The 21685-nt window shown below is 65.1% G+C and carries 20 protein-coding genes and 1 pseudogene; 17 read left to right on the top strand and 4 right to left on the bottom strand.

The window, feature by feature from the left end:
* The first annotated feature begins 224 nt into the window (after nucleotides 1-224).
* The gene (locus tag AC630_RS02215) at nucleotides 225-1004 is read left to right on the top strand and encodes a class II aldolase/adducin family protein (RefSeq protein ID WP_074116852.1); all 780 of its coding nucleotides are present in this window, start codon (nucleotides 225-227) and stop codon (nucleotides 1002-1004) included.
* 300 nt (nucleotides 1005-1304) lie between these two features.
* On the opposite strand, the gene AC630_RS02210 is transcribed toward AC630_RS02215, so the two are convergent.
* From AC630_RS02210 to AC630_RS02200, 3 genes are all read right to left on the bottom strand, one after another.
* The gene (locus tag AC630_RS02210) at nucleotides 1305-2699 is read right to left on the bottom strand and encodes a M20/M25/M40 family metallo-hydrolase (protein ID WP_074116851.1); all 1395 of its coding nucleotides are present in this window, start codon (nucleotides 2697-2699) and stop codon (nucleotides 1305-1307) included.
* A 40-nt stretch (nucleotides 2700-2739) separates the two neighbouring features.
* Entirely contained in the window at nucleotides 2740-4068 is a 1329-nt protein-coding gene (locus AC630_RS02205) for a glycosyltransferase family 87 protein (protein ID WP_074116850.1), read from the bottom strand.
* Between the two features lie 152 nt (nucleotides 4069-4220).
* Entirely contained in the window at nucleotides 4221-5840 is a 1620-nt protein-coding gene (locus AC630_RS02200; protein ID WP_074116849.1) for a helicase HerA-like domain-containing protein, read from the bottom strand.
* Between the two features lie 351 nt (nucleotides 5841-6191).
* On the opposite strand from AC630_RS02200, the gene AC630_RS02195 reads away from it, so the two are divergent.
* From AC630_RS02195 to AC630_RS02120, 16 genes are all read left to right on the top strand, one after another.
* The gene (locus AC630_RS02195) at nucleotides 6192-6557 is read left to right on the top strand and encodes a hypothetical protein (protein WP_074116848.1); all 366 of its coding nucleotides are present in this window, start codon (nucleotides 6192-6194) and stop codon (nucleotides 6555-6557) included.
* 26 nt (nucleotides 6558-6583) lie between these two features.
* Entirely contained in the window at nucleotides 6584-6991 is a 408-nt protein-coding gene (locus tag AC630_RS02190) for a DUF4332 domain-containing protein (RefSeq protein WP_074116847.1), read from the top strand.
* Between the two features lie 319 nt (nucleotides 6992-7310).
* Entirely contained in the window at nucleotides 7311-8171 is an 861-nt protein-coding gene (gene folP / locus AC630_RS02185; protein ID WP_074116846.1) for a dihydropteroate synthase, read from the top strand.
* Nucleotides 8168-8536: a dihydroneopterin aldolase gene (gene folB / locus AC630_RS02180; RefSeq protein ID WP_008553485.1), complete on the top strand. Its 369-nt coding sequence runs from the start codon at nucleotides 8168-8170 to the stop codon at nucleotides 8534-8536. The genes folP and folB overlap by 4 nt, the downstream gene beginning before the upstream one ends.
* Nucleotide 8537: 1 nt before the next feature.
* Nucleotides 8538-9029, top strand: a complete 492-nt coding sequence (folK, locus tag AC630_RS02175; RefSeq protein ID WP_074116845.1) for a 2-amino-4-hydroxy-6-hydroxymethyldihydropteridine diphosphokinase — start codon at nucleotides 8538-8540, stop codon at nucleotides 9027-9029.
* A gap of 81 nt (nucleotides 9030-9110) precedes the next feature.
* Nucleotides 9111-10979: a methylmalonyl-CoA mutase subunit beta gene (locus AC630_RS02170; RefSeq protein WP_074116844.1), complete on the top strand. Its 1869-nt coding sequence runs from the start codon at nucleotides 9111-9113 to the stop codon at nucleotides 10977-10979.
* Complete coding sequence (locus AC630_RS02165) at nucleotides 10976-11440, top strand: GFA family protein (RefSeq protein WP_074116843.1); 465 nt, start codon at nucleotides 10976-10978, stop codon at nucleotides 11438-11440. The genes AC630_RS02170 and AC630_RS02165 overlap by 4 nt, the downstream gene beginning before the upstream one ends.
* A gap of 23 nt (nucleotides 11441-11463) precedes the next feature.
* Nucleotides 11464-13620, top strand: coding sequence for a methylmalonyl-CoA mutase (scpA, locus tag AC630_RS02160; protein WP_074116853.1), 2157 nt, complete (start codon nucleotides 11464-11466; stop codon nucleotides 13618-13620).
* 36 nt (nucleotides 13621-13656) lie between these two features.
* Nucleotides 13657-13953 (top strand): nucleotidyltransferase family protein, encoded by a 297-nt coding sequence (locus AC630_RS02155; protein WP_074116842.1) that lies wholly within the window; start codon nucleotides 13657-13659, stop codon nucleotides 13951-13953.
* 77 nt (nucleotides 13954-14030) lie between these two features.
* Nucleotides 14031-14813, top strand: a complete 783-nt coding sequence (locus AC630_RS02150; RefSeq protein ID WP_074116841.1) for an RsiV family protein — start codon at nucleotides 14031-14033, stop codon at nucleotides 14811-14813.
* Between the two features lie 128 nt (nucleotides 14814-14941).
* Nucleotides 14942-15934, top strand: coding sequence for a tripartite tricarboxylate transporter substrate binding protein (locus AC630_RS02145; RefSeq protein ID WP_074116840.1), 993 nt, complete (start codon nucleotides 14942-14944; stop codon nucleotides 15932-15934).
* Nucleotides 15935-16161: 227 nt separating this feature from the next.
* Complete coding sequence (locus AC630_RS02140; RefSeq protein WP_074116839.1) at nucleotides 16162-16656, top strand: tripartite tricarboxylate transporter TctB family protein; 495 nt, start codon at nucleotides 16162-16164, stop codon at nucleotides 16654-16656.
* A 3-nt stretch (nucleotides 16657-16659) separates the two neighbouring features.
* On the top strand, nucleotides 16660-18171 hold the full coding sequence (locus AC630_RS02135) for a tripartite tricarboxylate transporter permease (RefSeq protein WP_074116838.1): 1512 nt from the start codon (nucleotides 16660-16662) through the stop codon (nucleotides 18169-18171).
* A gap of 51 nt (nucleotides 18172-18222) precedes the next feature.
* Complete coding sequence (meaB, locus tag AC630_RS02130; protein WP_074116837.1) at nucleotides 18223-19212, top strand: methylmalonyl Co-A mutase-associated GTPase MeaB; 990 nt, start codon at nucleotides 18223-18225, stop codon at nucleotides 19210-19212.
* Complete coding sequence (locus AC630_RS02125; RefSeq protein WP_074116836.1) at nucleotides 19209-19865, top strand: pyroglutamyl-peptidase I; 657 nt, start codon at nucleotides 19209-19211, stop codon at nucleotides 19863-19865. The genes meaB and AC630_RS02125 overlap by 4 nt, the downstream gene beginning before the upstream one ends.
* A gap of 214 nt (nucleotides 19866-20079) precedes the next feature.
* Entirely contained in the window at nucleotides 20080-21450 is a 1371-nt protein-coding gene (locus AC630_RS02120; RefSeq protein ID WP_074116835.1) for a TIGR03808 family TAT-translocated repetitive protein, read from the top strand.
* Nucleotides 21451-21474: 24 nt separating this feature from the next.
* Here AC630_RS02120 and AC630_RS02115 read toward each other — a convergent pair.
* Nucleotides 21475-21685: pseudogene (locus AC630_RS02115) on the bottom strand (TIGR03809 family protein); the annotation flags it as partial.

Genomic DNA, 21685 nt, shown 5'->3' with positions numbered 1-21685 from the left:
CGCGCTGGCAGAAAGCTCGGCTGAGCCCGGCTCATGCCGGTCTTGAAGGTGCGATTCGTCATGCCGAATCGTACCTTCCTTCCAGATAAGAATCTTGCCCAACCTCGTAGCGTAATCCGGGACAGGCCTCCCCGCTACGCTTAACTGCAGCGCTTTGCGCGCCTTGCCGCCAGCCAACACCGAGACTAGGCTCCCTCCCCGCAACAAGGTTCGGAGAAATTGCCATGTCGCCAGCGGAAGCGCGCCTAAGGGAAGTGCCGTCGAACATGACGGAGGCCGAGTGGCAGCAGCGGGTCAATCTCGCCGCCTGCTATCGCCTCGTCGCGCTGTACGGCTGGGACGATCTGGTCGACACTCACATCTCCGCGCGCGTGCCCGGCCCTGAGCATCATTTCCTCATCAACCCCTACGGGCTGATGTTCGATGAGATCACTGCGTCGAGCCTCGTCAAGGTCGACCTGCACGGCAACCAGCTCTCCGAGAGCGAATACAGCGTCAACCCCGCCGGTTTCACCATCCATTCGGCGATCCATGAGGTGCGCGAGGACGCGATCTGCGTGCTGCATCTCCACACCCTCGACGGCACCGCGGTGTCCAGCAGCGCCGAGGGCCTCTTGCCGCTGAACCAGACCGCCCAGCTCGTCACCCACGACCTCGCCTATCACGACTATGAAGGCATCGCGCTCGACCACGACGAACGCCCGCGGCTGCAGAAGGATCTCGGCGACCACAACCACATGCTCCTGCGCAACCACGGCACGCTGACGGTCGGCCGCTCGGTCGCCTCCGCCTTCGAGCGCATGTATCACCTCGAGCGCGCCTGCTCGATGCAGGTGCGCACGCGCGCGCTGGGAACGCCGGTCTACCCGGCGGACGATGTGGCGATCGACAAGAACACCGAGCTGCTCTCCAACCGCGACCGCGCCGAGCTTCGCGCAACCAACCTCGTCTGGCCGCCGCTGCTGCGCAAGCTCGACCGGGTCAACCCCGGCTACCGGTCTTGAGATTTTCGGGATTTCGTGTAAGGTAGAAGTCAACTACCTCTGCACGTTTTGGAATGAAACGCCGCCCAATTCCGGGCGGCGTTTTTATTTTGGGCAGTCGTCATTGCGAGGAGCGAAGCGACGAAGCAATCCAGGGTGCTCCCGCAGAGGGATTCTGGATTGCTTCGCTACGCTCGCAATGACGAGGATAGAGATTTCGTAGGGTGGGCAAAGCGAAGCGTGCCCACGTCTCCTATGGCGATCCAGGACGAATGATGGGCACGGCGCTTCGCGCCTTTGCCCACCCCGCTGCATCGAGTCCTACTTCACCTCCGCCAGCGCGGCGAGGATGCGGGCCCAGGAGCGGATGCCCTTCTGGAAGCTTCGGAGGTCGTACTTCTCGTTCGGCGAATGGATGTTGTCGTCATCCAGGCCGAAGCCGACGAGCAGCGAGTCCAGGCCAAGCGTACGCTTGAAATCAGCGACGATCGGGATCGAGGCGCCCGATCCCATCAGCACCGTCTCCTTGCCCCATTCGTCGGCCAGCGCCTTGCTCGCCGCGGCGAGCGGTTTCATGTTCCAGTCGAGCGCGACCGCGGGCGCGGCGGAATGGTCGCCGAACTCGACCTTGCAGTCGCCCGGAAGCCGCGCTGTCACGTAGTCGCGGAAGGCCTTGCGGATCCTGGCGGGGTCTTGCCCCTCGACCAGACGGAACGACACCTTTGCCGATGCGTGCGACGGAATCACCGTCTTGGAGCCCTCGCCGATATAGCCGCCCCAGATACCGTTGACGTCGCATGTCGGGCGCGAGGAGGCCTGCTCGATCAGGAGCCGCCCCTTCTCGCCCGCGGGGATCGACAGGCCGATCGGCTTGAGGAACATCTCCGGCGTGAGATTGAGCTTCTTCCACTGCCCCAGGATATCAGGCGGCAGATCCTTCACCCCGTCGTAGAAGCCGGGGATGGTGATGCGGTTGTCGTCGTCGAACAGCCCGCCGAGAATCTTCGTCAGTACCCGGATCGGGTTCATAGCGCTGCCGCCGAACACGCCAGAATGCAGGTCGCGATTTGCGGCGGTGATCTTCAGCTCTTCGTAGAGCAGGCCGCGTAGCGAGGTCGTGATCGCCGGCGTGTTGCGATCCCACATGCCGGTGTCGCAGACCAGCACGTAGTCCGCCTTGAACTCATCCTTGTTGGCCTCGATGAAGGGCACGAAGTTCTTGGAGCCAACCTCCTCCTCGCCTTCGATCAGGAAAGTGATGTCGATCGGCAGCGAGCCCGTCACCTTCTTCCAGGCGCGGCAGGCCTCGACGAAGGTCATCACCTGGCCTTTGTCGTCCTCGGCGCCGCGCGCGACGATGATCTTGCGGCCGTCGGCGTGGTCGGTGACCACGGGCTCGAACGGCGGACGGTGCCAGAGATCGAGCGGATCGACCGGCTGCACGTCATAGTGCCCGTAGAACAGCACGTGCGGCCGTCCGCCCGCTTTGCTCTTGCCGACGATGGCGGGATGGCCGGCGGTCGGCCTCACTTCGGTCGCGACACCGAGGCTGGCGATATCCCTGGCGAGATGCTCGGCCGCCGCCTTGCAATCCCCGGCGAAGGCCGGATCCGCGGAGATCGACTTGATCCGCAACAGCGAGAACAGACGCTCCAGGCTGTTGTCGAAGTCCTTGTCGATGTGGTCGAGCACGGATTGAAGCTGCGCATTGGCCATGGTCGTATTCCCTACTTTCGAGTCTCAAGAAATCGGCGGCTCAGGATGTCTGGGCTTTTAGCCCCACTGCTGCGCCGGAGCCAGCCGCAAGCGGCGGATGCCGAATGTGCCATGCGAGCGCACCAGCGAGGACGCCGGTCGCGACGAGGTTGTTGCCCCAGGCCTGGATGACATTGGGAAACCACGGCAGCGCCAGCAGCATGAGGACGCCGGCAGCGCCCAGCGCGAGCCAGGTTCCCAGACGCACATTCGCCCGCTCGTCGAAGGCGGCGCGATGCATCAGCACCGTCATCGGAAAGAACAGCCACATGAAGTAGTATTGCCGTGCCAGCGGCGATGCCACCGTCATCAGGCAGAATAGGATGCCGAGCTCCTCGGCATCCGAACGCGCCGTTCGCCGCGCTTGCGGCGGCATGACCGCGACGAAGCCGAGCCCGAGCAAGGCCGACAGCGCAAGCACGATCCAGTTCGCCGTCCTGTAGTCGACGTCGACGACATTCATGGTGCGCGGCGGCTTCTTGGGATCTTCCTCATTGTAGTTGATCGGCCGGACCAGGCGATGCGTGACGGCGATGAGGGACTGGTTGACCCACGACCAGTTCTGCTCATCGCGCTGGCCAAAGCCCTTTTCCGAGCTCGACCCGACCATGCCCTGATACCAGGTCGCAAGCTCGGCCGCGTTGCGTTCGAAGCCGCGGATCGGCGCCGGGACGACATAAAGAAGGATGCCGGTGAAGGCGACCGTAGCGACGACGGCCGCCCACCTCCGCCGCCAGACCAGATAGGGCAGCACGGCGATCGGAAACACCTTGATGGCGATGGCGAGCGCGAACATGAAGCCCGCGAGCCAGGACCGCTGATGCTGCAAGCACCAGAAGCCCCAGAGCATCATCGCCAGCAGCACGAGGTTCGGCTGGCCGAGATCGAACATGTCGAACACGAAGGTCACAGTGACGAAGGCCGGCAGCGCCTCCAGCCAGGGACTGGGCTTTTGGCCCGACCCGGTCATGACATTGGAGAGCGTCCCCGTGTGCCACCACGCCACGACGTTCAGGAGCGACAGGAGGGTGTAGAGCGCGATCTTGCCGAACCAGCTCGGGATCGCGAGCAGGATCGCCGGCAGCGGCGGATAGATGAACTCGAAATACTGATGGATGTCGTCGGGATAGAGCGCCCCACCCTGCAAGACCTGCTGCCCTGCCCAGTACCAGAGCGCATAGTCCTTGGTCTTGCCGTGGCCGAAGATCTCGGGACCAAGAACGTCCGCCGTCAGGATGAAGCAGCAGAGCAGGAAAAGCAGGTCGAGCGGCGCACGCAGCGACAGGCGTCTCGGCGCATCAGGTTTGGCGATCGGGTCGGTCGAGGTCACGGTGCGATCCTGCGCGGCGGCGAAACAGGACGTAGCAGACTGGCGCGGGCTTGGAGAGCCCCCTCACCTGAATTTGTGACGTTTGATCTCTCCCCATGCGGGAAGAGATCAGTCTGTCCGGCGGACGGATTGCCTCAAACCGGGCATTCTGCCTACCGACGCAGCAACCCGCCGAGGGCGCCGCGGACCAGGGTACGGCCGATCGAGCCGCCGAGCTGGCCGCCGACCGACTTGCCGATATTGGCCGCCACCCCCCCGATCACCTGGTTGGTCACCGATCGCGTCACGTCGCGCGCGACGAGCTGCCCCGTCGACAGGCGGCCGCGCTTGACGTTAGTGCCGAAGATGGCGCCGACGATCGAGCCGATCTGGCCGAGGATGCCGCCGCCGCTTGCGCCGGCCGAACCATCCGCCGTCGCCGCAGTGCCGGCAATGCGCTTCTGGAGAATCTCGTAGGCGGACTCGGAATCGATAGCGGTGTCGTATTTGCCCTTCACCGGGCTTGCATCCATGATCGCCTTGCGCTCTTCCGGCGTGATCGGTCCGATGCGGGCCGATGGTGGCCGGATCATCACCCGCTCAACCATCGCCGGCGTGCCGTTGCCTTCGAGGAAGGACACCAGCGCCTCGCCCTTGCCAAGCTCCATGATCACCTTGGCGGTATCGAGCTTCGGGTTGGGGCGGAAGGTCTGGGCTGCGGCGGCGACCGCCTTCTGGTCGCGCGGAGTGAAGGCGCGCAGCGCGTGCTGCACCCGGTTGCCCAACTGCCCGAGCACGCGGTCGGGCACGTCGATCGGGTTTTGCGTCACGAAGTAGACGCCAACGCCCTTGGAGCGGATCAGTCGCACCACCTGCTCGATCTTGTCCATCAGCGCCTTCGGCGCGTCGTTGAACAACAGATGCGCCTCGTCGAAGAAGAACACGAGCTTCGGTTTGGGCAGGTCGCCCGCCTCGGGCAGCTCCTCGAACAGTTCTGACAGCATCCACAGCAGGAATGTCGCATAAAGCCGTGGACTCTGGAGCAGCTTGTCGGCGACGAGGATGTTGACCATGCCGCGGCCGTCGCGGTCGGTCTTCATGAAGTCCCTCAGCGTCAGCGCCGGCTCGCCGAAGAATTTAGTGCCGCCCTGGTTCTCCAGCACCAGAAGCTGGCGCTGGATGGTGCCGACGGTGGCCTTGGTGACGTTGCCGAAGCCCTGCGCCTCCTTCTTGAGATCGGCAAGCGGACTTTCCTCGGCATCTGTCCCCTTCTTGCCGGCATCCGGCACGATGGCATCGAGCAGCGCGCGCAGATCCTTCATATCGATCAGGGTCAGGCCGTTGTCGTCGGCAACGCGGAAGGCGACGTTGAGCACGCCCTCTTGCACGTCGTTCAGGTCAAGCATGCGCGCGAGCAGAAGCGGCCCCATTTCGGTGACGGTCGCGCGCACCGGATGGCCCAGCTCGCCAAAGACATCCCAGAACACCGTCGAGAACTGGTCGGGCTGGAACGTCAGCCCCATCTCCGTGGCGCGCTTGACGATGAAATCCTTGGCTTCACCGACCTCGGAGATGCCGGAGAGGTCGCCCTTGATGTCGGCCGCGAACACCGGAACACCGGCGCGCGCAAATCCTTCCGCCATCACTTGCAGCGACACCGTCTTGCCGGTCCCTGTTGCACCCGTGACGAGGCCGTGGCGATTGGCGAGCGCCAGTGTCAGCCATGCCTGCTCGTCTCCCTTGCCGACGAAGATCTTGTCGGCGTCGCCGAGCTTGCTGTCCTGTGCGGTCATTATTCTCTCTGATCTCACTGCCGTGTTTCGCGCATTGAAACTCAAATGCACCAGTTCCCCCAGTTTAACGCATGTCGTGCGCCGATTAAATCCGTTCAACGCCCTCCGGACATGCGACATTGTCAGAGAAGACGTCCAAGACATCCCCCCGAAAGTAGGAACTACGCGTTCGCACCGCGGCAATTTTCGCCGATTCCATCTCCGCTCTTGCTTTGCTGCAACACTTTTCGAGCGTTCGAGAGTGAATCGGAACGTTCGGTACGTTCATCACTTGAATTTCACATCACACCGGCTCAAGATCATTTTGGAAAATAATACTCCGGCATGTGAACCGGCTGAGGGGCAGGCCATATGGATGAGCTGATCGGGCGGCTGGCGACAAACGCCAGCATAGATAGTGCTGTGGCTGAAAAGACCGTCGGCATTATCCTGGGCTTCCTCCGCAACGAGGGTCCTTCCGACAGTGTCCAGGCCCTGATCGATCAGATTCCAGGTGCAGAAGCGGCGATCGAGGCGTCCAGCAGCGGCGGCGGACTGTCGCGACTGATGGGCGGCGGCCTGATGGCGGTCGGCACGCGCCTGATGGGCCTGGGACTTGGCATGTCCGAGATTCAGAACGTCGCCCGTGAACTTTTCCGCTACGGCCGAGACAAAATCGGAGCGGATCAGATGGGCAAGATCATCGCGGGGACACCGGGCCTCAGCCAGTTCGCCTGAGGGCTACGCATTTCATATCGAGTATCATGACATATCCGATCTCCGAGATTGAGGGCCTGCCGACCTTTGCCGCCAACAAGTTGAAGGCGCAGGGTATCCGCACCACCGATGCGCTGCTCGAAGCGGCCAGCACCGTCAAGGGCCGCAAGGCGCTCTCCGCCAAGACCGGCATCAGCGAGCAGCTGCTGCTGGAATGGGCCAACGTCTCCGACTACATGCGCATTCCCGGCATGGGCAGGGCCAAGGTTGGCCTGGTCCGCGCCGCCGGCGTCGCCACCGTGCGCGAACTCGCCTATCGGAATCCGGCAAGGCTCGCCCAGAGCATGCGGGACGCCAACGAGAAGAGGAAGCTCGTCCGCATCCTGCCGTCGGAGAAGTCGGTCGGCGACATCATCGCCAAGGCGAAGAAGTTGCCGCCGAAGATCACGTATTAGGGCCGGTACCTCTTTCCCCCGAACTGCGGGCCCATATCCTTGCCGGGACGAAGGCATGGTAGTGGCACGTCCGCTGCATCAACATCGTCATCGCGAGCCAACGGGTCCGCGCGAAGCGCGGCCCGATGACAGGCTCCGCGAAGCAATCCAGCATCCTTCCGCGGTGACGGTCTGGATTGCTTCGCTGCGCTCGCAATGACGGAGCCTGGTCATGTGCCCGTAGCCCGGGGCTACGCAGACAATGCCGGGACAAACCGGAATAGCGGGACCGCCCCCTTCCGTCTTGACTCCCCCTCCCCGACCGCGCAAAGCGAGCCGCATGAATGCCTCGCCCTCCCCATCCGTCCCGCCGGCCGGCTCGGCCGGGCCAAACGTACTGCGGACGCTGCTTGAACGGCCGATTCCAGCAGTGATGGGCGTGCTCAACGTGACGCCGGATTCCTTTTCCGATGGCGGCGAGTTCATCGCGCCCGATCAGGCGCTCGAGCGGGCGCGGACGATGATTTCGGCCGGCGTCGACATCATCGACATCGGCGCCGAATCCACCCGCCCGTACACGGGCGCCCGGCCGGTCACGGCTGACGACGAGTTCACCCGCCTGAGGCCGGTGCTGGCCGGCGTGGTGGCGCTCGGCACGCCGGTGTCGATCGACAGCATGAAGGCTGAAGTCGTGGCTTTCGCGCTCGACCAGGGCGTTGCGATCGCCAACGACGTCTGGGGCCTGCAGCGCGACGCCGCCATGGCGCCGCTGGTCGCCGCTAGGAGCGTCCCCGTCATCGTCATGCACAACCGCGACAGCGCCGATCCCGCCATCGACATCATCGCGGACATGAAGGCGTTCTTCCAGCGCTCGCTCGACATTGCGGCGCAGGCCGGCATCGCGCGGGACAAGATCGTGCTCGACCCCGGCATCGGCTTCGGCAAGACCGCCGAGCAGAGCATGACCGCGCTGGCACGGCTGCATGAATTCGAAATGTTCGGCCTGCCGATCCTGGTCGGTGCCTCGCGCAAGCGCTTCATCGCATCGGTGTCACCGTCGGAGCCGAAGGAGCGGCTCGCCGGCTCGATCGCCGCGCATCTCATCGCCGCGCAGCGTGGCGCGAAGATCATCCGAACCCATGACGTCGCCGAAACCCTGCAGGCCCTGCGGGTGGCGCGCGCCATCGAGAGCAAGCAATGACCGATACGATCTTCGTCACCGGCCTGTCGATCCACGCTCGCCACGGCGTGATGGATCACGAAACCGAAGTCGGCCAGCGTTTTGTCATTGATCTCGAGCTCTATACCGACCTATCGGAGCCATCGCGCTCCGACCGGCTCGCCGATACCGTGTCTTACGCCGAAGTCGTGGCGACCACGACGGCGGCATTCAAGAACACCAACTACAAGCTGCTGGAGCGCGCGGCCGGCGCGGTCGCTGACGCCATCCTGTCGCACTTCCCGCGCATCCGCGCGGTGAAGATCACCGTGCACAAGCCGCATGCGCCGATCGCCGCGATCTTCGACGACGTCGGCATCATGCTGACGCGATCGCGGCACCCGTGACATGGGAAACGTGCTGATTGCACTCGGCGGCAATGTCGGCGATGTCCGCGCGACATTCCAAAAGGCGATCGTCCAAATCTGCGGCATGGCGCAAGGCGTGCTGATCGCGCGCTCGTCCGACTATGCGACACCGCCCTGGGGCGACGAGGACCAGGCCCCCTTCATCAACGCCTGCATCGAGATCGAGACCGGCCTCGATCCGCATGCGCTGCTGTTCGTGATGCAGAAGGTCGAGCAGAAATTCGGTCGCACGCGGAGCAAGGAACGGCGCTGGGGCCCGCGCACGCTCGATCTCGACATGATCGCCTATGACGATGTCAGCTTGCAGAAGCCAGATCTGACGCTGCCGCATCCGCGCCTGTTCGAACGCGCCTTCGTGCTGGTGCCGCTCGCCGAAATCGCGCCCGACCGCGTGATCGGCGGGATTCGCGTGCGTGACGGGCTCGCCAGCGTTTCGACGCAAGGTATTGAGCGGCTTCCGGATACCGGTTAACCAAAAACAACCGTTTGCAGGAACGGCCGGCCGTGGCAATTTCGCCGCCGAATAACGAAGATTTTGGGAGCCCCTCGTCGCATGACCTCCTTGACTGACGACCTGCCGCTGGCGGCCGATTTTCCCAAGGCGACCGTCGAAGACTGGCGCAAGCTGGTTGACGGCGTGCTGAAGGGCGCGCCGTTCGAGAAGCTGGTCGGCAAGACCTATGACGGCCTGAAGATCGATCCGCTCTATCCGCGCGCCAAGGGCGTTGCGCCTGTGGTGGGACGGCCGGCGGCGGCGCCGTGGCAGATCATGCAGCGGATCGACCATCCCGATGCAACTGCGGCAAATGCGCAGGCGCTGACCGATCTCGAGAACGGCGCGACGGGGCTCGCGCTGGTGTTCGCCGGCGGCAATGGCGCTTACGGCTTCGGCCTGGAACCGACGGCCGATGCCGTCGCGAAAGTCTTGAAGGACATCCATCTCGATGCCGGCATCGGCATCGAGCTCCAGATCGGTCCGCAGTCGCGGATGGCTGCGATCCACGTCGCGGAATATGTGAAGAGTAAGGGCCTCGATCCCGCGGCCTGCGACATCCGCTTCGGACTCGATCCGCTCGCGGCTTGCGCGGTGTGGGGCCATAGCCCTTATCCATGGGAAGAGATCGTTCCGGCCGTCACCGGCGGGATCAAGGGCCTCGCTGCGCTCGGCTTCAAAGGGCCGTTCGCTTCCGCCGACGGACGCGTGATCCATGACGCGGGTGGCTCCGAGGTGCAGGAGCTCGCCTTCGTGCTCGCCTGCGGTATCGCCTATTTGCGCGCGATCGAAGGCGCCGGCATTCCACTGGAACAGGCGCAGGGCATGGTGTATGCGCGGCTTGCCGCCGATGCCGATCAATTCCTGACGATGGCAAAGTTCCGCGCGTTGCGATTGCTCTGGGCGCGCATCGAAACGGCGTGCGGATTGACGCCGAAGCCGCTGTTCATCGCCGCCGATACGGCCTGGCGCATGCTGACGCAGCGCGACCCCTATGTGAACATGCTGCGCGCGACCATCGCCACGTTTGCTGCGGGCCTGGCCGGTGCCAATGCGATCACGGTGCTCCCACATACGCTGGCGCTCGGGCTACCCGATCCGTTCGCACGGCGCGTGGCGCGCAACACGCAGCTTCTGCTGCTGGAAGAAAGCAACCTCGCCAAGGTCAGCGATCCCGCGGCCGGCTCCGGCGGCATCGAGACGCTGACGGCGCAGCTCTGCGACGCGGCCTGGGCGTTGTTCCAGGAGAGCGAGAAAGCTGGCGGCGCCTTTGCCGCGCTTCAGCAGGGCGTGTTCCAGAGCAAGGTCGCAGCCGCGCGAAAAGCGCGCGACGCGAACATCGCAAAACGCCGCGACGTGCTGACGGGTGCGAGCGAGTTTCCAAACCTTCATGAGCGCGAAACAGCGGTGCTGAAAGCAACGCCGGTCGCGCTGGCACCATACGGCGAGCAGAAATACAAGTTCGACGCCCTGCCGCCGATCCGGCTGGCGGAGCCGTTCGAGGCATTGCGCGACAAATCGGACGCGGCGCTGAAGGCGCGCGGCGCGCGGCCAAAAGTGTTCCTGGCCAATCTCGGCAAGCCCGCCGATTTCACGGCGCGCGCGACCTTTGCCAAGAGCTTCTTCGAGGCCGGCGGCATCGAGGCCGTCGACAGCGAAGGCTTTGCCGATCCGGCCAGGTTAGCTGCCGCCTTCAAGGCCTCCGGCGCCGCGTTCGCCTGCCTCTGTTCCAGCGACAAGGTCTATGCGGAACACGCCGAAGCCGCGGCGAAGGCCCTGCAAACGGCCGGCGCGCGACATATCTATCTGGCAGGCCGTCCGGCCGATGCCGAGGCGGCACTCCGTGCTGCCGGCGTCACAGGCTTCGTCTTCGCCGGGGGCGATGCGCTTGCCACGCTGCAAGACGCCTATCGACGGATGGAAACATGAGCGATACAGCCAAGGCCGTTCTGACCGGCGGGTGCCAATGCGGCGCCGTCCGCTTCGCGCTCACGGCGCCGCCGGCCAAGATCAGCATCTGCCATTGCCGCATGTGCCAGAAGGCGACCGGCGCGCCGTTCGCTTCTTTTGCCGATATCGCGAAGGACGACTTCACCTGGACGAAAGGCACGCCTGCGGCGTTCCGATCGTCCTCGATCGCGATGCGCGATTTCTGCGCCGCCTGCGGCACGCCGCTCAGCTTCCGCCGCATCGAGGGCCCGCACATCGAGATCATGACCGGCACCTTCGACCGCCCGGACCAGATCGTGCCGACCCGGCAGTATGGAACGGAGTCCCGTCTCGGCTGGGTGGTCGGCATCGCCAATCTGCCGAGCCAGACCACGCAGCAGAATTACGGATCGGAAAAGATGGCGACCATCGTCAGCCACCAGCATCCGGACCACGATTGAGCTCCTATGATATGGTTGAAACCATGAGCCGCATTCCCAATTTCGCCGATATCGCCTTCGAGAGAGCTGCCGCTGCCGCGCCAACCGGCAGCGCCGAGCCGTGGCTGACGCCCGAGGGCATCCTGGTGAAGCCCGCCTATGGCGAGGCCGATCTCGCCGGGCTCGACTTCCTCGAAACCTATCCGGGCATCGCGCCTTACCTGCGCGGCCCCTATCCGACCATGTATGTCAACCAGCCCTGGACGGTGCGGCAATATGCCGGCTTCTCCACGGCGGAGGATTCCAACGCGTTCTACCGCCGCAACCTCGCGGCCGGACAGAAAGGCCTTTCGGTCGCCTTCGATCTCGCCACCCATCGCGGCTATGACAGCGACCATCCGCGCGTCGGCGGCGACGTCGGCATGGCCGGCGTTGCGATCGATTCCATCTACGACATGCGCACGCTGTTCGCGGGGATTCCGCTCGACCAGATGAGCGTGTCCATGACCATGAACGGCGCGGTGCTGCCGATCCTCGCGCTCTACGTCGCCGCCGCCGGTGAACAGGGCGTCGCGCCGGAGAAACTCTCAGGGACGATTCAGAACGACATTCTGAAAGAGTTCATGGTGCGCAACACCTATATTTACCCGCCTGCGCCCTCGATGCGGATCATCTCCGACATCTTCGCCTACACCTCGCAGAAGATGCCGAAATACAATTCGATCTCGATTTCCGGCTATCACATGCAGGAGGCCGGCGCGACGCAGGACCTGGAGCTTGCCTATACGCTCGCCGACGGCGTCGAATACTTACGCGCTGGCCTTGCCGCAGGTCTCGACGTCGACCGCTTCGCGCCGCGCCTGTCGTTCTTCTGGGCGATCGGCATGAACTTCTTCATGGAAGTCGCCAAGATGCGCGCCGCGCGTCTGCTCTGGGCGAAGCTGCTGAAGCCCTTCAATCCGAAGGATCCCCGCTCGCTCTCGCTTCGCACGCATTCCCAGACGTCGGGCTGGTCGCTGACAGCGCAAGACGTCTTCAACAACGTGATGCGCACGACGGTCGAGGCGATGGCGGCGACGCAGGGCCACACCCAGTCGCTGCACACCAACGCGCTCGACGAGGCGCTGGCACTGCCGACCGATTTCTCGGCGCGCATCGCCCGCAATACGCAGCTCTTCCTGCAGCAGGAGAGCGGCACCACCCGCATCATCGATCCCTGGGGCGGCTCCTATTATGTCGAGCGGCTGACGCGCGATCTCGCGGCCAAGGCCTGGAGCCACATCCAGGAGGTCGAGGAGCTCGGCGGCATGGCCAAGGCCATCGAGGCCGGCGTGCCCAAGCTGCGCATCGAGGAGGCCTCCGCCAAGACCCAGGCCCGCATCGATGCCGGCAAGCAGGCGGTGATCGGCGTCAACAAGTACAAGCCATCAGACGAAACTCCCATCGACATCCTCAAGGTCGACAACACCAACGTCCGCCGGCTGCAGATCGACAAGCTGACGCGGCTGAAGTCCGAGCGCAACCAGAAGGACGTCGATGCCGCGCTTGCCGCGCTGACGCGTTCGGCCAGCGAAGGCAACGGCAATCTGCTCGCACTCGCGATCGACGCGGCGCGGGCCAAGGCGACCGTCGGCGAAATTTCGGATGCGATGGAAAAGGTGTTTGGCCGGCACCGCGCGGAGATCAAGTCCATCACCGGCGTCTACAAGCGGGAGGCGTCCAGCATGGGTAACCAGGTCGAGAAGGTTCAGGCGCAGATCGACGCCTTCGAGGAGGCTGAAGGCCGCCGCCCGCGCATCCTGGTGGCCAAGATCGGCCAGGACGGCCACGACCGCGGCCAGAAGGTGATCGCCTCGGCGTTTGCCGATATCGGTTTCGACGTCGACATCGGGCCGCTGTTTGCCACCGCCGACGAAGCCGCCCGCCAGGCGGTCGAGAACGACGTGCACATCCTCGGCGTCTCCTCGCTCGCCGCCGCCCATCTCACCGCAGTGCCTGAACTGAAAGCCGCGCTGAAGAAGCAGGGCCGCGACGACATCATGATCATCGTCGGCGGCGTGGTGCCGCCGCAGGATTATGACGCGCTCTACGCGGCCGGCGCCGAGGCGATCTTCCCGCCCGGCACCGTGATCGCGGATGCGGCCGAGGAGCTGATCCGCAAGCTCAATGCCCGGCTCGGGCATAGCGAGGCGGCGGAGTAGATGATAGACTGGCCGTGTAACCGGCCAGGTTGTGTCATGACGCGCGACGAAATCATCGCGGCGATACGCGAGAACGCCGATGCCATCAAAGGCAAGGGCGTGTCGAAGCTTGCCATCTTCGGCTCGCAGGCTCGCGACGATTATGGCCCGGACAGCGACATCGATGTCCTGGTCGAGATCGAGCCGGAGACCTCTTTTTCGCTGCTCAACCTGATCGATGTCGAGCACATCATCGAGGAGGCGACCGGATTGCAGGCGCAGGCAACCGTCCGAAGCACCATCGCGCCCCACTTTGCGCAGCGCATCGCAGACGACATTCTCGAAGTATTTTGACGTGCGCCCGACACTTGCCATGCATATCGCGCCATATCTCTGACCTTCATTCGAACAATCGCTGAGGAGCCGAAGCCTTGAAGCTCGTCTTGAAACTAAGCGTCGCGCTGTTGCTGTGTACGATTGGTCTCTCTCCCTCCCATTCCGCCGACCCCAAGCCCGACGCCGTCGTCAAGAACAAGAGCATCGAGGCGCGAATCTTCCTCGACGACAAGCTCAAGGCCGATACAGCGCTGGCGGCCGATTGCCTGGCTGAGGGCAGGAAGTGGCTCGACAAGAACGCGGCCGAAGCCGCCGCCGCGCGCAAGCAGGACCCGCAATTCTTCAAGGACGGCGGCCGGGATTTCGAGCGCAAATATTCCATCCGCTCGCTCGTTGCCGATCGCTATGTCAGCGTCATGCGCAACGACTACATGGATACCCATGGCGCCCACCCGAACTCGGACGTGAACACGATCCTCTGGGACAAGGCAGACGGCAAGCGCATCTCGATCCGTCCCTTCTTCACCGAGACCGCCGACAACGGCCCGACCATGAAAGCGATGGTGAAAGCCGTGATCGCCTCGCTCAAGATCGAGAAGAAGAAGCGCGATACCAGCGAGACCGCGACCGAGGAGTGGTTCAAGAGCGTGGAGCCGAGCCTGCTCAAGATCGGCGCGGTGACGCTCGCGCCCTCAACCGAAGCCGGCAAGAGCTCCGGCCTCACCTTCCATTACCCGCCCTACGCGGTCGGCCCCTACGCCGAGGGCGAATATGTCGCATTCGTGCCGTGGGAAACGCTGAAGCCCTATCTCACCGCCGAAGGTGCACGCATCTTCGGCGGCTCGCGGCCGAAGGGCGACGCGGACGAACCGCAGTGATGTTTTGAGCAGCGCAACGTTGCTCACAGCGCATTGGTAGCGCTACCTTGCAGCGTCGCTGCAAAGCCGACTAGAATGCCGCCATTGACAAGAGCGCCCGACATCACGGGCGCCGCTGGGAGGCATTAATGTCCAAGATTACGCGCCGCAGCTTTGCGGCCTCGAGCGCCGCAGTTGCGGCATCCGCCGCATTCGGCTTCAAGCCCGCACTTGCGCAAGCCTATCCGGCGCGACCGGTCACCGTGATCGTGCCCTGGGGCGCGGGCGGTGGCACCGACGCGACCGCGCGCATCGTCGCAGCGCTTCTGGAAAAGGACCTCGGCCAGCCCTTCAATGTGGTCAACCGCACTGGCGGCTCCGGCGTCGTCGGCCATACCGCGATCGCGACCGCGCAGCCGGACGGCTACACCATCGGCATGCTCACGGTCGAAATCTCGATGATGCACTGGCAAGGCCTCACCGACCTGACGCCGAAGAGCTACACGCCCCTCGGTTTGATGAATGAAGATCCGCCCGGCATCCAGGTCTCCTCCTCTTCGTCCTACAAAACAGTGAAGGACCTCGCGGAGGCGATCAAGGCTGCGCCTCCCGGCAAGTTCAAGGCTTCGGGCACTGGCCAGGGCGGCATCTGGCATCTCGCGCTGGTCGGCTGGATGCAGGCGATGGGCCTGCCCGCAAACCAGGTGGCCTGGGTGCCGTCGAATGGCGCAGCACCTGCGATGCAGGATCTCGCCGCCGGCGGCCTCGACCTCACGACCTGCTCGGTGCCGGAGGCGCGCGCCATCATCGAAGCCGGCAAGGCCAAGAGCCTCGCGATCATGGCGCCCGCACGCAACCCGATCTTCCCCGACGTGCCGACGCTGAAGGAGTCGATGGGCGTCGACTATGCGACCGGTGCCTGGCGCGGCATCGGCGCACCGAAGAACCTGCCGCCCGAGATCGCTGCAAAGCTCACCGCGGCATTGAAGAAGGTCTACGACTCCGCCGAGTTCAAGGATTTCATGGCCAATCGCGGCTTCGGCACGGTGTGGGGCGATGGCGGCCAGTTCGGCAGCTTCATGGACAAGGGCGACACCCAGATGGGCACCGCGATGAAGGCTGCCGGCCTGACCAAGGCGTGATCCGGCGCTGCTCTCGCGTGAGATGAACGTGGTTGGAGTGACTAGATCGCAGACTTCCTCACCTCTCCCCGCTTGCGGGGAGAGGTCGGATCGCATCGCAGATGCGATCCGGGTGAAGGGGAGTCTCCGCGAAGCTAACTCTCACCTTCCCCGCGGAGAGCCCCCCTCACCCCGACCCTCTCCCCGCGCGCGGGGAGAGGGAGAACACCGTTCATAGGACTTCTCCCATGCGTCTTCCCGACTCCGTCACGGGATCGTTTCTCGTCGTGCTCGGCGTTGCGGCCGCCTATGGCGGCTGGATCTTGCCGCCGGTCCCGGGCCAGCCGGTCGGCCCCAACGTGTTTCCGCTCGTGATCGGCACGGGGCTCGCGCTCTGCGGGCTCGCGATCGTGTTCGGCATCGGCCATTCCTTCGAGGAAGAGGAGGAGCTCATCCCACTCGAGGACGGCCAGGCAGCAGTCGCGCCGCCGCCGCCGGGCAAACTCTACGGCCTCCGCGCGTTGCTCCCGCCGGCGCTTCTGCTGTTCTACGTCTTCGCCGCCGACCGGCTCGGCTTCATCATCACCGCGGCGATCATGGTCTACATCACCTCCACCGCGCTTGGCGCGAAGTGGAAGCTCGCGCTGCCGCTCGCCGCACTCTCGCCCTTCGCCATCCACCTCATCTTCGGCAAGCTCCTGCGCGTGCCGCTTCCTGCCGGCCTGCTGCCGACGCCCTGGTGATCCATGCTGAAAACCCTGATTGACGCCTTCGCGCTGATCTCCACCTGGGAGGTCATCATCGCGATGTTCGCAGCCTCCGTGTACGGGCTCGTCATCGGCTCGCTGCCGGGACTGTCGGCGACGATGGCGACTGCCCTGCTCGTGCCCGTCACCTTCTACCTCTCCCCGATCGCGGCGATCGCAACCATCGTCGCGGCCTCCTCGATGGCGATCTTCTCCGGCGACATCCCCGGCGCGCTGCTGCGCATCCCCGGCACGCCCGCTTCGGCAGCCTATGCCGACGAGGCCTATGCCATGACCCGCAAGGGCCAGGCCGAGCTCGCCCTCGGGGCCGGCGTGTGGTTCTCCGCCGTCGGCGGCATCGCCGGCGTGCTGTCGCTGATGATCCTGGCGCCGCCGCTCGCCGAGATCGCGCTGTCATTCTCGACCTTCGAGTATTTCTGGCTGGCGCTGCTCGGCCTGATGTGCGCGACGCTGGTGGCCCGCTCTTCGCCGGTGAAGGCGATCGCGGGCATGTTCATCGGCCTGCTGGTCTCGTGCATCGGCATCGAGAACCCCGGCGGCGTGCCGCGCTTCACCTTCGGCATCACCGACCTGTTCGGCGGCATCGAGCCGATCCCGGCGCTGGTCGGCGTGTTCGCGGTGGCCCAGGTGATGCGCGCCATGCTGACGCCCGAGCCGCCGCCGCTGCCGCGGCGCAAGTTCGGAAGCATCATGGCCGGCCAGTGGAAGCTGACGAGGAAATACCACTGGCAGATGACGCGCGGAAACATCGTCGGCATCATCATCGGCGTGCTGCCCGGCGCCGGCGCCGATATGGCTGCCTGGGTCTCCTACGCAATGTCGAAACGCTTCTCCAAGGAGCCGGAGAAATTCGGCACCGGCCATGTCGAGGGCCTGGTCGAGGCCGGCGCCAGCAACAACGCCAGCATCGCCTCGGGCTGGGTGCCCTCGCTGCTGTTCGGCATCCCCGGCGACACCATCGCCGCGATCGCGATCGGCGTGCTCTACATGAAGGGCCTCAACCCCGGCCCGACGCTGTTCACCGAGAAGGCGTCGAGCATGTATGCGATCTATCTGATGTTCATCATCGCGAACATTCTGATGATCCCGCTCGGCATCGCCATGATTCGCGTCGCCGCCTACATCCTGCTGGCGCCGCGTTCCACCGTGATGCCGATCATCATGCTGTGCTGCGCGGTCGGCTCGTTCGCGATCGGCAACAACATGTTCGGCGTCGTCACCGTCGCGGCCTTCGGCGTCATCGGCTATGTGATGGAGGCGAACGGCTATCCCGTGGCCGCGATGGTGCTCGGCATCGTCATGGGCACCATGGTCGAGCAGGCTTTCGTCACCTCGCTGATCAAGTCGGACGGCAGCATCCTGCCGTTCTTCGAGCGCCCGGTCGCGGCAATCCTCGCCGCCATGGCGATCGGCGCCCTGCTCTGGCCCGTGATGGTATGGGTCTGGCGCAAGGTGAAACCGGTCCAGACGGCGGCGGCAACATCCCGGTGATTCCAGGCGAGCGGCCCTCGCCTGCCCCGCCGGAGCGTTGTAAAGCAGGGCATGGTTGAGAAGAAATCTTCGCTGGACATCACATCCCTCGCCCGTGACTTGCGCGCCGGCAGTCGCGCGGCGCTGGCGCGGGCCATTACGCTCATTGAGAGCCGGCGCGGCGACCATCAGGCGCTGGCGCGCGAGCTGGTGCAGATGCTGCTGCCCGACACCGGCACGGCGGTTCGCGTCGGCATCACCGGCTCGCCCGGCGTCGGCAAATCCACCACCATCGATGCGCTCGGGACATATCTGATCGAACAGGGCAACAAGGTCGCGGTGCTCGCGGTCGATCCGTCCTCGGCGCGCAGCGGCGGCTCGATTCTTGGCGACAAGACGCGGATGGCGCGGCTGTCGGCATCCAACGACGCCTTCATCCGCCCCTCGCCGTCCTCGGGCACGCTCGGCGGCGTGGCCGCGAAAACACGCGAGGCCATGCTCTTGTGCGAGGCGGCCGGCTTCGACGTCGTGCTGGTGGAAACCGTCGGCATCGGCCAGTCCGAGACCGCCGTCTGCGACATGACCGATTTCTTTCTGGCACTCATGTTGCCGGGCGGCGGCGACGAGTTGCAAGGCATCAAGAAGGGCCTGGTCGAGCTCGCCGACATGATCGCGATCAACAAGGCCGACGGTGACAATCTCAAGCGCGCCAACATCACCGCCGCCGACTATCGCGGCGCGCTGCACATCCTGGCACCGCGCTCCGAGCATTGGCATCCGCCGGTCGAGACCTATTCGGCACTGACCGGCGACGGCATCGCAAAGATCTGGCAAAAAGTGCTGGATCACCGCAAGGCGATGAAGGCATCCGGCGAGTTCGCTGCACGCCGGCGCGAGCAGCAGGTGAAATGGATGTGGTCGATGCTGGAGCAGCGCATGCTGGCACGGCTGCGCAGCGAGGCATCGGTGCGGACCAAGGTCCGGAAGATCGAGGCCGAGGTGGCCGAAGGCCATCTCACACCAGCGCTCGCCGCCGAGCAGATTTTGGTGCTGCTGCAATGAGCTACAAGCTCCGCATCCTCCTCACCGGCTTCGGATCGTTTCCCGGCGCGCCCTATAATCCGACCCAGCCGCTGGTGGCGCGACTGACGCAGCTGCGCCGTCCGGCGCTCGATGATGTCGAGATGTCGAGCCACATCTTCCCGGTCACCTATGCCGCGGTCGACCGGCAGTTGCCGCAAGTGCTCGCAAAGGTGAAGCCGGATGCGCTGCTGATGTTCGGCCTCGCCGCACGTACGCCTTACCTGCGTATCGAGACTCGCGCGCGCAACGCCGTCACCATGCTGTGGCCGGACGCAGCCAACATCCGCTCGAGCAAACGCGGCATCGCCGCCAATGCGGACGCGATGACGTTCGGTCCGCACACGGCAAGGCTGCTGCGCGCCGCGCGCCTCACCGGTATCGATGCCCGGCCCTCGCGCGATGCCGGCGCCTATCTCTGCAACTATCTGAGCTGGCGCGCGATCGAGAATGTGAGGCCCGGCGGGCCGCAGCTTGCGGCGTTCATCCACATCCCCCTGCTCGCGCGCAGCGGCGCGGTGCGGCGCAAGGGTGCCCCGCGCATCACGCTGGAGGAGCTGGTGGATGCGGGCGAGGCGATGCTGATGGAGATAGTGGCGCTGGCGCGGAAGGCGCGGACCACGCCGGCCTCGTAGGGTGGGCAAAGGCGCGCCTGCGCCGTGCCCACCATGCATTCCGATCGCTGTGATCGATGGTGGGCACGCTGCGCTTTGCCCACCCTACAGCATCTCGCTTTGCGTAAACATTTAACCCTACCGCCAACAATCGCTCCGGCTCCGCCCGCCCTGCCCCATTTCTGCGCTACCTAGTCCATCGCGGACACCTCCCGCGTCCGCCGAAGGACGCGTCATGGACCTCAATCGCCGCCATCTCATCGGAGCTTCGACCGCCGGCATCGCCGGCGCGCTGGCCATGCCGGCCGACGCCGCGCGCGCGGCGCCACTGACATCCCTGCTTGGCCGCGATGCGACCCAATACGGCGTGCGGCCCGGCAGCAGCGAGGACCAGACGCGAGCACTCCAGCGCGCGATCGATGAGGCCGCGCGTGCGCAAATGCCGCTGGCCCTGCCGCCTGGAGTCTACCGCAGCGGGCTGTTGCGGCTGCCGAACGGGGCGCAACTGATCGGCGTACGCGGCGCAACGAAATTCGTCTTCACCGGCGGGGCCTCGGCGATCCAGAGCGACGGCTCGGATGCGATCGGCCTCACCGGCATCACCTTCGACGGCGGCGGCATCCCGCTGCCGACGCGGCGCGGATTGATCCACGTCCTCGGCGGGCGCGACGTCCGCATCGCCGATTGCGAGATCACGGGCTCCGGCGGCAGCGGCATTTGGCTCGAGCAGGTGTCCGGCGACATCTCCGGCAACACCTTCAACAACATCGCGGTGACGGCCGTGGTCTCGTTCGACGCCAGGGGGCTCAGCGTCTCGCGCAACACCATCACCGGCACGAATGACAACGGCATCGAGATCCTGCGCACCGCGATCGGCGACGACGGCACGCTGGTCGCCGACAACCGCATCGAGAACATCAAGGCCGGCCCCGGCGGCTCCGGCCAGTACGGCAACGCCATCAACGCCTTCCGCGCCGGCAATGTGATCGTGCGCGGCAACCGCATCAGGAACTGCGACTATTCCGCGGTGCGCGGCAACTCGGCCTCGAACATCCACATCACCGGCAACAGCGTCAGCGACGTGCGCGAGGTCGCGCTCTATTCGGAGTTTTCGTTCGAGGCCGCAGTGATCGCCAACAACACGGTCGATGGCGCCGCGGTCGGCGTCTCCGTCTGCAATTTCAACGAGGGCGGCCGCATCGCGGTGGTCCAGGGCAACATCATCCGCAACCTGATCCCGAAACGGCCGATCGGCACCGCGCCCGACGACGATGCCGGCGTCGGCATCTACGTCGAGGCGGATTCCTCCGTGACCGGCAACGTGATCGAGAACGCGCCGTCCTACGGCATCGTCGCCGGCTGGGGCAAATATCTGCGTGACGTCGCGATTACGGGCAACGTGATCCGCAAGGCGCAGGCCGGCGTCGGCGTCTCAGTCGTGCCAGGCGCCGGCATTGCGCTCGTCAACAACAACATGATCTCTGAGTCCCCTCGCGGCGCCGTGGTCGGGCTCGATCATGCACGCGCGGTGACGGCGGATCTGTCGGCGGACGGCGCCCAGCGCTTTGCGCACGTGGTGGTCGGCGGAAATGCGGTGCGGCGGTAGTCCCTCGCCTCCCGCTTCCAAACGTTAGAACGCGTTCCTGAGCAGCGGGTACTTCGCTTGGAGGCCGTCGAGGCTGAAGGTGAATTCGACGACGCGCTCGGGGGCCGCGACGATTTCGGCGGCGGGCGGGGCGAACTGAGGCAGGAGCGCCGCCATTGCGGCTGGCGTGGTCAGCGGTGCTCTCGCGGCAGGCGCAGTGAGCGGCGCCATCGCGGCAGGAGCGGCCAGCGGTGCC

Origin of the sequence: Bradyrhizobium sp. AS23.2, from assembly GCF_001908185.1 — a bacterium.
In the GTDB taxonomy this organism is placed as follows: domain Bacteria; phylum Pseudomonadota; class Alphaproteobacteria; order Rhizobiales; family Xanthobacteraceae; genus Bradyrhizobium.
Note: the sequence above shows the minus strand (reverse complement) of the source record. Positions and strands in the feature narration are given on the sequence as shown.

Bases quoted from the DNA above. Each gene is read 5' to 3' on its own strand.
- AC630_RS02215 (WP_074116852.1), top strand. From the start codon at position 225: ATGTCGCCAGCGGAAGCGCGCCTAAGGGAAGTGCCGTCGAACATGACG.
- AC630_RS02210 (WP_074116851.1), bottom strand. From the start codon at position 2,699: ATGGCCAATGCGCAGCTTCAATCCGTGCTCGACCACATCGACAAGGAC.
- AC630_RS02200 (WP_074116849.1), bottom strand. From the start codon at position 5,840: ATGACCGCACAGGACAGCAAGCTCGGCGACGCCGACAAGATCTTCGTC.
- AC630_RS02195 (WP_074116848.1), top strand. From the start codon at position 6,192: ATGGATGAGCTGATCGGGCGGCTGGCGACAAACGCCAGCATAGATAGT.
- AC630_RS02190 (WP_074116847.1), top strand. From the start codon at position 6,584: ATGACATATCCGATCTCCGAGATTGAGGGCCTGCCGACCTTTGCCGCC.
- folP (WP_074116846.1), top strand. From the start codon at position 7,311: ATGAATGCCTCGCCCTCCCCATCCGTCCCGCCGGCCGGCTCGGCCGGG.
- folB (WP_008553485.1), top strand. From the start codon at position 8,168: ATGACCGATACGATCTTCGTCACCGGCCTGTCGATCCACGCTCGCCAC.
- folK (WP_074116845.1), top strand. From the start codon at position 8,538: ATGGGAAACGTGCTGATTGCACTCGGCGGCAATGTCGGCGATGTCCGC.
- AC630_RS02170 (WP_074116844.1), top strand. From the start codon at position 9,111: ATGACCTCCTTGACTGACGACCTGCCGCTGGCGGCCGATTTTCCCAAG.
- AC630_RS02165 (WP_074116843.1), top strand. From the start codon at position 10,976: ATGAGCGATACAGCCAAGGCCGTTCTGACCGGCGGGTGCCAATGCGGC.
- scpA (WP_074116853.1), top strand. From the start codon at position 11,464: ATGAGCCGCATTCCCAATTTCGCCGATATCGCCTTCGAGAGAGCTGCC.
- AC630_RS02155 (WP_074116842.1), top strand. From the start codon at position 13,657: ATGACGCGCGACGAAATCATCGCGGCGATACGCGAGAACGCCGATGCC.
- AC630_RS02145 (WP_074116840.1), top strand. From the start codon at position 14,942: ATGTCCAAGATTACGCGCCGCAGCTTTGCGGCCTCGAGCGCCGCAGTT.
- AC630_RS02140 (WP_074116839.1), top strand. From the start codon at position 16,162: ATGCGTCTTCCCGACTCCGTCACGGGATCGTTTCTCGTCGTGCTCGGC.
- AC630_RS02135 (WP_074116838.1), top strand. From the start codon at position 16,660: ATGCTGAAAACCCTGATTGACGCCTTCGCGCTGATCTCCACCTGGGAG.
- meaB (WP_074116837.1), top strand. From the start codon at position 18,223: ATGGTTGAGAAGAAATCTTCGCTGGACATCACATCCCTCGCCCGTGAC.
- AC630_RS02125 (WP_074116836.1), top strand. From the start codon at position 19,209: ATGAGCTACAAGCTCCGCATCCTCCTCACCGGCTTCGGATCGTTTCCC.
- AC630_RS02120 (WP_074116835.1), top strand. From the start codon at position 20,080: ATGGACCTCAATCGCCGCCATCTCATCGGAGCTTCGACCGCCGGCATC.